We start from the raw sequence: 14,859 nt of genomic DNA, 5'->3' as shown, positions 1-14,859 counted from the left end.
TGATTTTCTTTTTCAAGGACGTGGCGTTTTCATCGCCCAGCGCCCAGCGACTAGCGCAACTTCCCTCACCTCCGTACGATAACAGTTCGACATAGTCGAACATCCTTAAACTGTAAGATTAAAGGAAGGCCGACTAAAATCGGGTTTTGCGCCCAACGTCGGCATACCCCTATGAAGGGGCATGTTTCCTTTATCTCCTGCGGGGACTGTTCAATTAAGACCGCCACTTTGCGTGGCAACATTGAACCACCAGCGTTACGCTGGCGCAGTTCGTACGTCGCTAAACAGGCGCTTGCGCTTTTGTTCCTGATAATAATTAGTCTTGTCTCGTTACTACATCTACTTTTCCTGTTCCTGGATCAATGACAAGTCCATGAACTTTTACATGTGGAGGCAGAAGGGGATGATTACGTATAATAAGTACACTTTGTTTGATGGATTCTTCTACAGTCTCAAAGCCGTTAAACTCATCATGAAAATTGATACCTGCATGCTTTAAGCTTTCAATTGTTTCCGACTTAATCCCTTTGTCAGTCATTTTTTTGGTTAATTCGTCAGGGTTTACACGGGACATGCCACAATCATGATGACCGATAACGGTGACTTCCTGTGCTTGCAATTCATAAACTGCCACAAGAATACTTTTCATAATACTGTCAAAAGGCTTACGAATGATAGCTCCAGCATTTTTAAGCATTTTAACATCACCATTTTGAATGTTAAGTGCTTTAGGTAATAATTCCACTAAGCGGGATTCCATACAAGTAAAAACAACCATTCGTTTATTTGGAATACTGTTTGTCGTGTATTTTTCATATTTTTTATCTTCAACAAACCGTTTGTTGTATGCTAACATTTCGTCTAAATGCATTTCCACAACTCCTAAACAATGAATTCATATTTAAAATATAGCAGTTATTAAGTAGATTTCAAAACGTTTTAAAGTAATACCTTCCTAAGTTGTAAATGAAAATTTGTAACTGATTAGAAATTTTTTCTAAAAAATAGTTGACTAAAAATATTCTAAATAATATAATTGTTGAGAATCAAAGTGAAAAGGAGGTTACAAAAATGGAAAACAGAGTATTGAGAGTAAAAGCTAATTTAATAAGTATTGTGACCTTCAGAGGAACTGTCGTATAGTTTTCACGTTCTACATAACTTCTGTTATTAAAGGTCACATTTGTTCTGTGACCTTTTTGTAATGAATAGGGATGGGTATGTATTTTACCATTCTCAAATTTGCACTCGTCATAGACGTGTGCTTTTTTTATGCCTTAAATGGATGGATAAAAATGTAAAATCCTTAAAGTGAAGTTAGCTTAGAGAGAAAAAATCAAGAAATTAAGAAGGTGATTGTTGTGTTTGATGTATTTAAGAAATTGGATTGGTTTTTTAAACATTATTGGAAAAGATATACGTTTGCAATTGTTTCACTAATAATTGCTAGTGCAATTGCATTAATTCCGCCAAAGTTAGTAGGCTATGCAATTGATCATATACAATTTGAGACATTTACTATGCAGCTACTGATTACGCTGATTATTGGGTATTTATGTTTGATCATTATAAATTATATGATTTCGTACCTGTGGGATTATACCTTATTTGGAGGAGCTGTTATTTTAGAGCGATGGATCCGTACTCGATTGATGGATCATTTCTTGAAAATGACACCTACTTTTTTTGGGAAGAACAAAACAGGAGATTTAATGGCACGAAGTACGAATGATTTGAAAGCAATTGCCCAAACGGCTGGTTTTGGAATATTGACTTTAGTAGACTCGACAACATTTATGTTCATGCTTATTGCTGTTATGGGCTTTACAATTAGTTGGAAATTAACGTTAGCAGCCTTAATTCCATTGCCAATTATGGCGATTGTCATGAATAAATATGGTTCAGCAATACATGCTCGATTTACAAAAGCACAAGCTTCGTTTGGGAATATGAACAATGAAGTTTTGGAATCAATTCGAGGTGTTCGTGTTATTCGAGCGTTTGTTCAAGAACAACAAGATAGAAAAAGGTTTCAGAGGATGACAGAAGATGTGTATGAAAAAAATATAGCAGTTGCTAAAATAGATGCCTTGTTTGAGCCAACCATGAAAATACTTGTAGGACTTTCCTATACGATTGGATTAGGTTATGGTGCTTTATTGGTTTTTGAGAATCAATTAACGCTTGGTGATTTAGTTACGTTTAATGTTTATCTTGGTATGTTAATTTGGCCGATGTTTGCTGTAGGAGAGTTAATCAATGTCTTACAGCGAGGAAATGCATCACTTGATCGGGTGAACGAAACGATGAATTATGTAGCTGACGTTCAAAACCCTGAGAATCCTAAAAAGATTCCTTCGGTTGATACAATTGACTTTGATCAATTAACATTCTCATATCCAGGTACAGAGTCAAATCAATTAAGTGATATTTCCCTTCATGTGAAAAAAGGTCAAACAATTGGTGTGGTAGGGAAGACTGGCTCTGGTAAAACGACTCTATTTAAATTAATGCTTCGACAATATCCTGGTATTAATGGAAAAATAAAATTTTCGAATGAAGCATTGGAAAATATAAGCCTTGAACAAATTCGTTCGTGGATTGGATATGTTCCTCAGGATCAAATGATGTTTTCGAAGACGATTCGAGAGAATATTCAGTTCGGAAAAGACGATGCGACAGATAAAGAAATTTATCAGGTCATGGAGTTAGCTCATTTTCTTGAGGATATGAAACAGCTTCCGAATGACTTGGACACGCAAGTTGGTGAGAGTGGAGTAACGTTATCTGGTGGACAAAAACAACGTGTTGCTTTAGCACGTGCATTTATTAAAAATCCAGAAATATTGATATTGGATGACTCAATGTCAGCTGTTGATGGAAAGACAGAAGCAAAAATCATTGAGCATTTACGAAAAGAGCGTAAAAACAAAACGACGTTTATTGCTGCACATCGAATGTCAGCAGTTACACACGCTGATCACATTATCGTTTTGGAAAACGGAGTGATCGTTGAAGAAGGAACACATGAACAATTAATAAAAAGTGGTGGTTGGTATAAAGAACAATACGAACAACAACAACTGGGGGAATAATGGGAGGTGATCTCCTAATGAATTTGAGATCAACAGAAGAACGTCTATTAACGTATGTTCGGAATGTAAAAAGAGGTATCCTGTATGGTGTTCTCTGCTTGATCATTGCAACAGCGCTTGAACTAGCAGGACCAATTATTGCATCTTTACGAAAAGTACGTGATGAGAAAGCAATATTAAAAACCGGAGTCGAACTTACGACCTTGGTCAATGCTGGTCATATCATTATAATGGAAAATGGTAAAATCGTAGAAGAAGGTACACATAAACAGTTAATGAGAAGCAATAATTGGTATAAAGAACAGTGTGAAAACAATTTAGGAAACAATAGGAGGTGATCTCCTAATGAAAAAGAGATCAACAGAAAGAAGACTTTTACAATATGCATGGCAGTTTAAAAGAGGGATTTTGTTTGGAATCCTCTGCTTGATAATAGCAACATCACTTGAACTAGCAGGACCGTTAATTGCGAAGACGGTAATTGATGAACATATTTTAGGCATTGAAGGAAATTGGCATGAGGTAGAAACGAATAATGATAAAGATACTGTACCCTATGGGGATCGCTACTATAAACGAGCAGATCGTTTATCAGAAACGGACACTTCATTAGGTATTCATACGCTTTTACAAATAGGAAGAGACTATTATTTTATAGAGGAAGATGTTCCATTAAATGGACATCGAACAGCAGATGGTGAGCAAATTACGATCGAAACGAGTGTAGGAAATGAAACATTTGAATCTGAAAAAATATCATTGACCGAAGTTTATGGATTCTTTAAGCCAGAACAAAGGCCAATTCTATTCTTACTAGGGCTTTATATGGTTTTGCTTGTCATAGCAGGGTTCTTCCAATTTTACCAAACCTTTACATTGCAGAAAGCATCAAATCAGATTGTAAAGAAAATGCGAAATGACATTTTTGCGCATACACAAAGGATCCCTATTAATTATTATGTGGATCAACCAGCTGGTAAAATTGTTGCACGTATTACAAACGATACAGAGGCAATTCGTGATTTATATGAACGGGTTCTATCAATTGTTGTTACAAGTATGATCTACATGGCAGGAATATTTGTTGTTTTATTTATTTTAGACGCAAAGCTTGCAACATGGTGCTTATTGCTTATACCATTAGTGATTCTATGGATGAGAGTTTATAAACACTTTGGTACCAAATACAATAAAGTTATTCGTTCAACGATTAGTGAAATCAACGGAAATATTAATGAAGCAATTCAAGGAATGCCGATCATACAGGCATTCCGGAGAGAGAAAAGAACGAAAGAAGACTTTGAGGTGTTAAATAATCGTCATTTTAACTTCCAACGTAAGCTTGTTAAGTTAAGTGCGTTAACTTCGTATAATTTGGTAACTGTATTTCGAAATATAGCTTTTGTAGCACTTATTTGGCATTTTGGTTCCTTTTCATTGGAACCAGGTAGTATTATTTCCATTGGTATGCTTTACGCCATTGTTGACTGTTTAACAAGACTTTTTGAACCAGTAAACGACATCGTAAATCAACTTCCACTTATTGAACAAGCAAGGGTGGCAGGAGGTAGAGTCTTTGAACTGATGGATCGTGATGGAGAAAATGTCGAGAACGCACCTGTAAATCGATATCGAGGGAATATAATATTCGACCATGTGTCATTTGCATATGATGATGAATACGTTTTAAAAGATATTTCTTTAGAGGTGAAATCAGGTCAAACCGTTGCATTTGTTGGGCATACGGGCTCGGGAAAAAGCTCTATTATGAATTTACTTTTTCGTTTTTATGATCCACAAAAAGGGAAGATAACCATTGATGGTCATGATACAGAAGAATGGTCTAGGCAACAAGTAAGAAGTCATATGGGGATTGTTTTACAAGATCCGTTCCTTTTCTCGGGTACGATTGTTTCTAATGTAACAATGAACGATCCGGCTATTTCTCGAGAAACAGCAATAAAAGCACTTCAAACTGTAGGCGCAGACCGTTTTATTGAGAAGATGCCAAAGAAATATGATGAAAAAGTTACAGAGGGTGGAAGTACTTTTTCATTAGGAGAACGTCAATTAATATCTTTTGCTCGTGCGTTGGCCTTTGATCCGGCCATCCTTATTCTTGATGAAGCTACGGCAAATATTGATACGGAAACTGAAAGTATCATTCAGCAGGCTTTAGAGGTATTAAAGCAAGGAAGGACTACATTAGTTATTGCACACCGCCTATCAACTATTCAGCAAGCAGATACGATTTTTGTCTTAGAACATGGTAAAATAATAGAAGAAGGAAATCATGATAAATTAATTGCTGAACAAGGTTCGTATTTTCAAATGTATCAAATGCAACAAGGAAGTTCAAAGCGAACAGCAGTATAACAATAAGCTACCAATGTGGGGTGGGTTATGGATAATGACGAACAGAAAAAAGACGTAATTGACGACGATCTTTATGAGGAGTTCGAAGAGGAAGAACTGTATGAATTAGTTCAAGCAGAGAAAGAAAAGGCATTAAAAAAAGCTGCAATGGACAAAGAAACTAATAGACCAAAACGTCCGTTTCCCAAATGGACGTTTTGGCTCATTGCTATTGCGATGTTTATCAATGTAATAGCTATCTTACCTCAAACTTTTTCTATACCAGCAATAAATTTCTTAATTACATCTGCAAAACTTTCAACTCAAGATGACATTAAAACGTATAAGAAAGCTGTAGTAGTAGTGGAAACGGGAGAGAGTAAGGGAACAGGGTTTTCGATTTCAAGTGATGGAACGATTATTACAAATTATCATGTTGTAGATGATAATGAAACAGTTACTATAGCTTTTCCCGATGATGGTCTCTATACGGCAACCGTATCGGAAACTTATCCAGACGTTGATTTAGCTGTTTTAGAAGTAGAAGATGGATCTGATTTGCCTTCTTTGGAGCTGGCAGAGGAAACAACTTTTGTGGAGGATGAGGAGATATATTTTATAGGGAATCCATTAGCATTTAACGGTATAGCAAATGAAGGGACGATCATTGAATATACGCAATTAAAGAGTTGGGACGAACCGGTACTCATGCTAAAAGCACCAGTCTATCGTGGAAATAGTGGTAGTCCGATTATTAATCAAAATGGAGAAGTAATTGGCGTCGTGTTTGCAACATTAAACGATGACACGAACGGTAAAGTAGGGCTGTTTATCCCAATCGATTATTTACATCTTAGATATCCATCATAGTATTATTTAGAAGAGAATGATTTCTCTTCTTTTTTTTGAGTTACTGTTTTTTAAACAAATTGTAATTAAAATGAGATGTGTGTTGACAAGCATTGCGTTATAGTTAATATATATGTATTAAAAATGATTAAATAGATGGTGATTATCATCGTGAAATATATAAAGTATATTTTTATGACGCCCTTAAATATATATGGGGTAACGAAAATTATTAAAGACTGGGGTGTACAATAAATAAATGGGAACTATAAGCAATGCAATAAAAGACATCCCGTTAGAAGAAATGGTTACAATAGCTCAAAGAGGAGACGAGTCTGTTCAAAATTATCTTTTACATAAATATCAGCCATTTATTGCAAAATGTGTCTCTGAAGTTTGCAAACGTTACATTGATCCAAAAAGGGATGATGAATTCAGTATAGGGCTTTCTGCTTTTAACGAATCAATTAAGACTTATTCTGCAGATCGTGGGACTTCTTTTTTAACTTTTGCTACACTTGTAATAAAGCGTAAAGTAATTGATTATATACGTTATATTAAAAAAGGCCCTGTTTCCGTTTCTCTTGATGAAACGTATGACGAGGAGCAGATGGAGAATCCGCTAGAACTTGCGGTTGTAAAAGATAAATATAATCAAGAACAAGATGACTGGTACCGTAAGCAAGAGATTCTAGACTTTAGTGAAAAGCTATCTTACTATAAATTAACACTGACTGAGTTGACAAAGGTTTCACCAAAACATAGGGATTCTCGTGATACGGCAGTAGGTATTGCTCGAATATTAATTTATGATGAACGACTTCATGTATATGTAAAAGAAAAGAAAAAGCTTCCTATCAAGGAACTTTCAAAAAAAGTTGACGTGAGTAAAAAAACGTTAGAAAGAAATAGAAAGTTTATTCTTGCCATGTTTATTGTGCTTAGTGAAGATTATGTGTACTTAAAAGACTATTTGAAGGGGGTGGGATGTTGAGCAAAGGTATTGTAATGGAGCATCATCGAAAATATACGGTTGTAATGACGAAGGATGGTTTATTTCAAAGAGCATACCCTATTAATAACAGTGATATTGGTGCTGAAGTTGAATTTAAACCTCTTACAAACAAAAAACGAATAGCTATTTCTTCCATTTTACAAGAGCGTAAAATGAGTTTGCGAATAGTTTCTTTAGCCTGTGTTTTCGCACTTTTGATGATTCCATTATTGATGATAGTTAATCAGGATAAAACATATGCATATGTCGATATTGATATCAATCCGAGTGTAGAGTTAGAAATTGATAATGAACTACGTGTATCGTCACTTGTTCCTCTTAATGAAGACGCTTCAAAAATTGCTAAGGAATTAGAGCATATAAAAGGGAAAAAAATTGCTACAGCAATTGAACTTGTTATACAACAAGCAGAGAAAAGTGGTCTTTCCAATATTGATAAAAATGTATTAGTTGGAATTAATTATGTAAAAGGTGATGATACATCTCTTCTTGAAATTATAGACGGTTATTTTTCTGAAGATCCTAATTATGAATGGCAAGTTGTTACGATGCAAATTCCAAGCGAAATGAGAGACACAGCAAGAGAAATGAAGCAGTCGATGAATCAAGTCCTAGCTAAATCAATTGATGAGGACAAACAATCAACTAATATTGATGATTCTGTATCAAATGATGAAATAGAAATTATACAATCTTTTTATAATGATAAAAATGAAGAGAATCTTGTTATTGATGAAAATATAAAAGATGAAGATGAAAAGAATGAGTCATCTTCTGATGAAAGTAAGAAAGATGTCGATGAAGTTACAATCTCTCCAACCGATAAGGATAAACATCCTAGTGAATCACAAGGGAAGAAAAGTGAGAAACAATTGAAAGGAAAGAAAAACGAGAATAAGTTAAACGGCATCAATAAACAAAAATCGAATCAAAATCAACTAGGTAAACAAAAGTCCAAAAAAGAAGAATTCAAGCATAATAAAGAAAAAGAAAATGGCAAGAAGGGTAAAAGAGAGCAAAAAGGAAATAACAAAGGAAAAGAACATAAAAAAGAAAAAGATGACAATAAGCACAACAAGAAAAATAAACATAAGCATAAGTATGAATGGAAAAATCGTGGGAATTAAAGAGGAATGCACAATCGGTGCATTCCTCTTTTTGCAGTAAAGGCTTTAGTTGTTGTGTTGGTCACTGTTGCTTTTGTTTACACTTCCATAATAGCTGCGGGTGTGTATTTCATTGCATGGTCTATATAATACAAAAGATTATCATGTGACGATAAAACCTTTTGCTCATCCAAGGAATAGTGATAGGCATGTAAAAATTGTTGTATTTTTTTTGACAACAAATCATCATTTGTCCGAACCATTAGTACTAGTAAGTCGTCCCACTGTCCCCATAACGTATAATACAAAGCTTTGTCATAATCTGGAATATCCATTAATTCCCCTCCTTATAATTCAAGGGTCAATTATAGTCTCCCCGTAATATATATATATTTTCTTAAACAAAATTGGTGTAGTTTCCAAAATAAGGTTTGTAACAAAATAAAAGCATAAACAAAAGGACGTGATACATACTAAAAACAAACGAATAAGGGAGGTTTAAAGGATAAATGAAATGGAAAATAATGAGCTTCGTTACTTTGCTGTTTTTTGCTTTGGCAGCTTGTCAAGCTGATGAGCAAGGACAAGGTTACGACAATGACAATAATAATATCGATCAAACAAGATATGGAAACAACGAAGGAATTGGTGACGATACTGGTGACGGAATGAATAGAGATCGTAACTATACAATGGATCGTGATATCGAGGAACGCAACGGAAATAATTTCACGAATACACGAAATCAAGCCAATCAAAACAACAATAATAGGCAACAAAACGATCGTTATGACGTAGCTGAAGAAGCAGCTGACCAAATTTCGAATCAAATCGATGAAATCGAGCGTGCGTACGTACTCACTACGGATAATAATGCCTATGTTGCTGCTGGATTAAATAATAATGGTAATGCCCAAAATAATGGCAATGTAAAAAATAATAATAACAGTGGCGACGAGTTGACTGACGACGTAAAAAAAGAAATTGCAGATATCGTTAAATCAGTTGATAATGATGTTGAAAACGTATATGTTTCAACTAATCCGGACTTTATGGATTTAACGAACAACTATGTGAATGATATGAATAATGGTGAACCTATCGAAGGTTTCTTTGATCAAATGGGTAACATGATTGAACGTTTATTTCCACAAAATAGATAAAACAGCAGAACAGAGTATTTAAAACGAGTGCCTAAAGAAAATAGGCACTCGTTTTTATTTTTACTTTGATAAAAACATGAACATATGCTATAGTCAGACATATAATTCGTATTAAACAGAGTTGAAAACTATGAATTAAAATGGGGTTGAAAAATGGGACGTGAATTTATCGATATTTTTGAGGATTGGGCAAAGGAATATGATAACAGTGTAACTGGTCAAGATCCGCAATATGAAGCTGTTTTTGCGAATTATGATATCATATTAGATGAGGTCACCAACGCATCATGCGGTAATGTACTTGAATTTGGAGTTGGCACAGGAAACCTAACCGAAAAGCTATTGCAAGCTGGGTATCAAGTATATGGGATTGAACCGTCACAGGCTATGCGTGAAATCGTAAATGAAAAATTACCAAATCTACTAGTTGAAGATGGCGATTTCCTTTCATTTCGGAAGCCGAAGTTTCAAACAGATACCATTGTAAGCACCTATGCTTTCCATCATCTAACCGATATAGAAAAAGAAGTGGCAGTAGCTCAATTTGCTGAAATACTTCCAATAAACGGTAAGGTAGTTTTTGCGGATACGATGTTTGAATCAGAACAAGTTAGAGATAAGATAATAATGGATGCAACGGAAAATGGATTTTCGGATTTAGTAGAAGATCTGAATCGGGAATATTATCCAGTGACTGATTATATAAAAAAAATATTTGAAAAAAATAATTTTAATATTTCGTTTAAACAAATGAATGATTTTGTATGGCTTATCATAGCTAATAAAGAATAAGGAAATAGAGGAGAGATGTAGTAATGGTTAAAAAAATGAATGTAGAAAGCTTCAATTTGGATCATACGAAAGTTAAAGCACCTTATGTTCGATTAGTTGGGGTTACAGAAGGTGCTAATGGTGACAAAGTGTACAAATATGATATTCGTTTTAAACAACCAAATAAAGAGCATATGGAAATGGCAGGGTTACACTCCATTGAACACTTAATGGCAGAGAACATTCGAAATCATATGGATAATGTATTGGATATAGGTCCGATGGGATGTCAAACAGGATTTTATTTAGCTATCTTAAATAACGATAATTATGAAGAAGTATTAGAGACTCTAGAGAAAACTTTACATGATGTCATTGCTGCAAATGAGGTACCAGCATGTAATGAAGTGCAATGTGGATGGGCAGCCAACCACAGTTTAGAAGGTGCGAAAGAAATTGCGAGAGAAATGCTTGCTAAAAAAGATACATGGCATGAAGTTTTCTAAAACGTGAGGGGAAAAGAATGGCAATATACCACTCGGTGAAAGAACTAATAGGTCAAACACCTTTATTGGAATTGAATCATTTCCCAATGCCAGATGGAGTTCGTTTGTATGCGAAATTAGAGTGTTTTAATCCTGGAGGCAGTGTGAAAGACAGACTAGGTGTTGAACTAATTGAGGATGCATTACAAAATGGTACACTCCAACCTGGTGGGACAATCATTGAGCCAACCGCAGGAAATACTGGGATTGGATTAGCTCTTGCAGCTAAGGAAAATAATTTATCGGTAATATTTTGTGTTCCAGAGCACTTTAGTAAAGAGAAACAAATCATTATGCAAGCATTGGGTGCAAAAATAATTCACACGCCCCGAGAATCTGGTATGGTCGGTGCGATAGAAAAAACGAAGGAATTGGTGAACGAAATTCCAAATAGTTTTTCTCCGCAGCAATTTGCGAATCCTGCAAATCCTAGGACCTACTACAAAACAATGGCACCAGAAATTTGGAATGATTTAAATGGGAAAATTGATGTTTTTGTTGCGGGTGCAGGCTCTGGTGGAACATTTATGGGGTGTTCCAATTACTTTAAGGAAAAGAATCCTTCGATTAAAACAGTTATTGTGGAACCAGAAGGGTCCATTATAGCAGGTGGAGAACCTGGTCCACATCGCACGGAGGGAATTGGAATGGAGTTTTTACCAGACTATATGAACCGATCTTATCTAGATCAAATCTATACCGTGTCCGACGATGATGCATTCCAAATGGTTAAAAAGCTTGCGGAAAGGGAAGGTCTACTTGTCGGTAGTTCCTCTGGTTCCGCAATGGTTGCAGCTTTACAGGAAGCTCAAAAAGCCAAAGCTGGTACGAACATTGTAACAATTTTTCCAGACGGCAGTGATCGATATTTAAGTAAAAATATATACCCAACAGTCGAATAGGGTAAGTAAGCATGAGGTGAAAATATGAGAGCAAAAACGAAAATGATACACGGTGGTATTACTGGTGATGAACAAACTGGTGCGGTTTCTGTACCTATTTATCAAGTGAGTACGTATAAACAAGATAGTGTAGGAAATCACCGTGGCTTTGAATATTCTAGAACAGGTAATCCGACTAGGCATGCATTAGAGTCAGTTATCGCTAATTTAGAAAATGGAACAGCAGGATTTGCTTTTGGTTCAGGAATGGCTGCCATCACAACTGTTATGATGCTACTTGATTCTGGTGATCATGTTGTGATGACAGATGATGTATATGGTGGTTCTTATCGACTGATGACTAAGGTTCTAAACCGCTTTGAATTAGACCATTCATTCGTAGATTCTAGTAATCCAGAAGAAGTGGAAGCTTCCATAACAGATAAAACAAAAGCACTATATATTGAAACGCCGACAAATCCGTTGTTGAAGATAACAGATTTAGAAAAGATGAGTCAGATTGCAAAGAAGCATAATTTATTGTTGATTGTCGATAATACATTCGCAACACCTTATTGGCAACAACCTTTAGATTTAGGTGCAGATATTGTCTTACACAGTGCTACTAAATACATTGGTGGGCATAGTGATGTTGTAGCTGGATTAGTAGTGGTGAATTCCGATGAACTAGCGGAAAAAATTCACTTTATCCAAAACTCTGTTGGAGCAGTATTAGGACCACAGGATTCATGGTTACTAATGCGAGGCATTAAAACACTAGCTTTACGAATGGAAGCTATTGAAGCAAATACGAAAAAGATAGTTGAGTTCTTGCAAAGTCATGAAGGGGTATCTACTATTTATTATCCTGGATTAGAAGACCATAAAGGACATAAAGTTGCAGAGAAGCAAACCTCTGGACATGGTGGCATGATTTCCTTTGATGTTGGTAGCGGAGAACGAGCTGAAAAAGTGTTAGAAAGTGTGAAGTATTTTACACTAGCAGAAAGTCTTGGTGCAGTGGAAAGTTTAATCTCATTACCAGCTAAGATGACCCATGCATCGATTCCAGCAGAGCGAAGAGCAGAGCTTGGAATTACAGATGGACTTATTCGTGTATCGGTTGGTATAGAAGATAGTGAAGATTTAATGGAAGATTTGATGCAAGCTTTGAAATAGAAAATGGGCAGCCTGAATAGGTTGCCTGTTTTTTTTGTAGTCTAGGAAATTATAAAATTTAATACCTGTGGATACTTCTTGGCAAGAACAGCCACGTCCAGCTCCGACGGACAGGACGTCCTAGTGTCGATGATGCCACAGGATGTGGCGTTTTCATCGACCAGCGCCCAGCGACTAGCGCAACTTCCCTCACCTCCGTACGATAACAGTTCGACATAGTCGAACATCCTAAATTCCTTCGGTCGCCGTGTTTCCTTTATCTCCTGCGGGGACTGTTCAATTAAAACCGCCACTTTGCGTGGCAACATTGAACCACCAGCGTTACGCTGGCGCAGTTCGTACGTCGCTAAACGGGCGCTTGCGCTTTTGTTCTGATGGATGTGAGTATGGGAACATCGGCCACTAGTGAGTAAACAGCGAACACAAATAGGAAAACTCCGAACACAACCCAATCACGATGATAGTTTCCTTATTCTAATTTGTGCTAAAATATAAAATATACTATCCCAAAGGAGTGTACGATATGAGTGAAAAGGCATTGCAATATTTAACTGACAATCGAGAAAGACTATTACAAAAACTATATAATTTTTTGGCTATCCCAAGTGTGAGCACAGATAGTGTACATAATAAAGACATTAAGGAAGCTGCAACTTTTTTACAATCGTATTTAGAAGAAATTGGTTTTGAAAATGCAAAACTAATGGAGACAGGCAAGCATCCTTTAGTCTATGCAGAATATAATGAGGCTGGGCCAGATGCACCGACTGTTTTATTTTATGGCCATTATGATGTACAACCAGTAGATCCGATTGAATTATGGGAGAGTGAACCTTTTAAGCCCGAAGTTCGTGACGGACGTTTGTATGCTCGTGGTTCGAGTGATGATAAGGGACAAGTATTTATGCACTTAGCTGTATTCGAGGCTATTATGAAGACAGAAGGCAAATTGCCACTTAATGTGAAAGTTTGTTTAGAAGGTGAAGAAGAAATAGGTAGTGAAAACTTATATGATATGCTTCATGAGAAAAAAGAGTTATTTCATGCCGATTTTGCGGTAATTTCTGACTCTGGAATGGTTGCGAAAAACCAGCCAACGATTTTATACGGGCTGAAAGGATTTACAGGTATTGAAATTACGGTAAATGGTCCAGATCATGACTTACACTCTGGAATGTATGGTGGTGCTGTTCGTAATCCGATTATGGCATTAACACAAATATTAGCTTCGATGAAAAATACGGATGAGGTAGTTACAGTTGATGGTTTCTATGATGGAGTTGAACCATTATCAGAGGATGAACGTACATTAATCAAAGATGTTCCAGGTGAGGACTATAAGGAAGCGGCAGGTATTTCGGAGACAGCTTCTGAAAAAGGCTATACGCCAAAAGAGCATACAATGGCTCGTCCAACTTTTGAAATTAACGGTGTATATGGTGGCTATCAAGGTGAAGGTACGAAAACAATTATTCCTTCATCAGCGACTGCCAAAATTACGTGTCGTTTAGTGCCTGGTCAGGATCCACAAAAGATTCAAGGTTTACTGGAAGACCATGTAAAAAAAGTCGCGCCAGCAGGTGTTACTGTAGAAGTGAAAAAAGAAAAGCTATCAGCAAAAGCATATAAAGTAGAACCAAATCATCCATTAATTCAAAAAGCTGCTGAAAGCTACACGAAAGCCTTCGATAAGGAGACGGTTTATGTTCGAATGGGTGGATCCATTCCGGTAGTAGAGTGGATTGAAGATATTTATAATATCCCAATTGTATTGTTAGGGTTTGGGACACCAGATGATCGCCTACACTCTCCAAATGAAAGCTTTCCTTTGGACAGCTATGATAAAGGAATGGAGACATTAGTTTACTATTGGAATTCAATTAACGAATAAATCGAGCAG

General features: G+C 36.1%; 14 protein-coding genes. 12 read left to right on the top strand and 2 right to left on the bottom strand.

The window, feature by feature from the left end; translation table 11 throughout:
* Positions 1 to 316: 316 nt before the first annotated feature.
* Positions 317 to 871, bottom strand: a complete 555-nt coding sequence (locus ACFSTA_RS00725; protein WP_377554479.1) for a beta-class carbonic anhydrase — start codon at positions 869 to 871, stop codon at positions 317 to 319.
* Between the two features lie 490 nt (positions 872 to 1,361).
* Here ACFSTA_RS00725 and ACFSTA_RS00720 point away from each other — a divergent pair, with 490 nt between their 5' ends.
* From ACFSTA_RS00720 to ACFSTA_RS00695, 6 genes are all read left to right on the top strand, one after another.
* Positions 1,362 to 3,095 carry an ABC transporter ATP-binding protein gene (locus ACFSTA_RS00720; protein ID WP_377554477.1) on the top strand — a complete coding sequence of 578 codons (1,734 nt, stop codon included), beginning with the start codon at positions 1,362 to 1,364 and terminating at the stop codon, positions 3,093 to 3,095.
* Between the two features lie 17 nt (positions 3,096 to 3,112).
* A complete protein-coding gene (locus tag ACFSTA_RS00715; RefSeq protein WP_377554475.1) occupies positions 3,113 to 3,433 on the top strand; it encodes a hypothetical protein in 321 nt (106 codons plus the stop codon).
* Between the two features lie 7 nt (positions 3,434 to 3,440).
* Positions 3,441 to 5,471 (top strand): ABC transporter ATP-binding protein, encoded by a 2,031-nt coding sequence (locus ACFSTA_RS00710; protein ID WP_377554473.1) that lies wholly within the window; start codon positions 3,441 to 3,443, stop codon positions 5,469 to 5,471.
* A gap of 27 nt (positions 5,472 to 5,498) precedes the next feature.
* Positions 5,499 to 6,320 carry a S1 family peptidase gene (locus ACFSTA_RS00705; RefSeq protein WP_377554471.1) on the top strand — a complete coding sequence of 274 codons (822 nt, stop codon included), beginning with the start codon at positions 5,499 to 5,501 and terminating at the stop codon, positions 6,318 to 6,320.
* 238 nt (positions 6,321 to 6,558) lie between these two features.
* The gene (sigI, locus tag ACFSTA_RS00700) at positions 6,559 to 7,293 is read left to right on the top strand and encodes an RNA polymerase sigma-I factor (RefSeq protein WP_377554469.1); all 735 of its coding nucleotides are present in this window, start codon (positions 6,559 to 6,561) and stop codon (positions 7,291 to 7,293) included.
* Positions 7,290 to 8,441 carry an anti-sigma-I factor RsgI family protein gene (locus ACFSTA_RS00695; RefSeq protein ID WP_377554467.1) on the top strand — a complete coding sequence of 384 codons (1,152 nt, stop codon included), beginning with the start codon at positions 7,290 to 7,292 and terminating at the stop codon, positions 8,439 to 8,441. The genes sigI and ACFSTA_RS00695 overlap by 4 nt, the downstream gene beginning before the upstream one ends.
* A gap of 77 nt (positions 8,442 to 8,518) precedes the next feature.
* Here the strand turns inward: ACFSTA_RS00695 and ACFSTA_RS00690 are convergent, their stop codons facing one another.
* Complete coding sequence (locus ACFSTA_RS00690) at positions 8,519 to 8,755, bottom strand: YhdB family protein (protein WP_377554465.1); 237 nt, start codon at positions 8,753 to 8,755, stop codon at positions 8,519 to 8,521.
* Between the two features lie 174 nt (positions 8,756 to 8,929).
* Here ACFSTA_RS00690 and ACFSTA_RS00685 point away from each other — a divergent pair, with 174 nt between their 5' ends.
* The 6 genes from ACFSTA_RS00685 (at position 8,930) to ACFSTA_RS00660 (ending at position 14,850) form a co-directional block, all read left to right on the top strand.
* Complete coding sequence (locus tag ACFSTA_RS00685) at positions 8,930 to 9,583, top strand: YhcN/YlaJ family sporulation lipoprotein (protein WP_377554463.1); 654 nt, start codon at positions 8,930 to 8,932, stop codon at positions 9,581 to 9,583.
* A gap of 153 nt (positions 9,584 to 9,736) precedes the next feature.
* Complete coding sequence (locus tag ACFSTA_RS00680; RefSeq protein WP_377554461.1) at positions 9,737 to 10,375, top strand: class I SAM-dependent DNA methyltransferase; 639 nt, start codon at positions 9,737 to 9,739, stop codon at positions 10,373 to 10,375.
* A 23-nt stretch (positions 10,376 to 10,398) separates the two neighbouring features.
* Positions 10,399 to 10,860 (top strand): S-ribosylhomocysteine lyase, encoded by a 462-nt coding sequence (locus tag ACFSTA_RS00675; RefSeq protein ID WP_377554459.1) that lies wholly within the window; start codon positions 10,399 to 10,401, stop codon positions 10,858 to 10,860.
* Positions 10,861 to 10,877: 17 nt separating this feature from the next.
* Positions 10,878 to 11,801, top strand: coding sequence for a PLP-dependent cysteine synthase family protein (locus tag ACFSTA_RS00670; protein WP_377554457.1), 924 nt, complete (start codon positions 10,878 to 10,880; stop codon positions 11,799 to 11,801).
* A gap of 24 nt (positions 11,802 to 11,825) precedes the next feature.
* Entirely contained in the window at positions 11,826 to 12,959 is a 1,134-nt protein-coding gene (locus tag ACFSTA_RS00665) for a bifunctional cystathionine gamma-lyase/homocysteine desulfhydrase (RefSeq protein WP_377554455.1), read from the top strand.
* 523 nt (positions 12,960 to 13,482) lie between these two features.
* Positions 13,483 to 14,850, top strand: a complete 1,368-nt coding sequence (locus ACFSTA_RS00660; protein ID WP_377554453.1) for a dipeptidase — start codon at positions 13,483 to 13,485, stop codon at positions 14,848 to 14,850.
* Positions 14,851 to 14,859 lie beyond the last annotated feature (9 nt).

The organism is Ornithinibacillus salinisoli (assembly GCF_042684965.1).
In the GTDB taxonomy this organism is placed as follows: domain Bacteria; phylum Bacillota; class Bacilli; order Bacillales; family Amphibacillaceae; genus Ornithinibacillus; species Ornithinibacillus salinisoli.
This window is presented reverse-complemented; position numbering and strand designations above follow the sequence as displayed.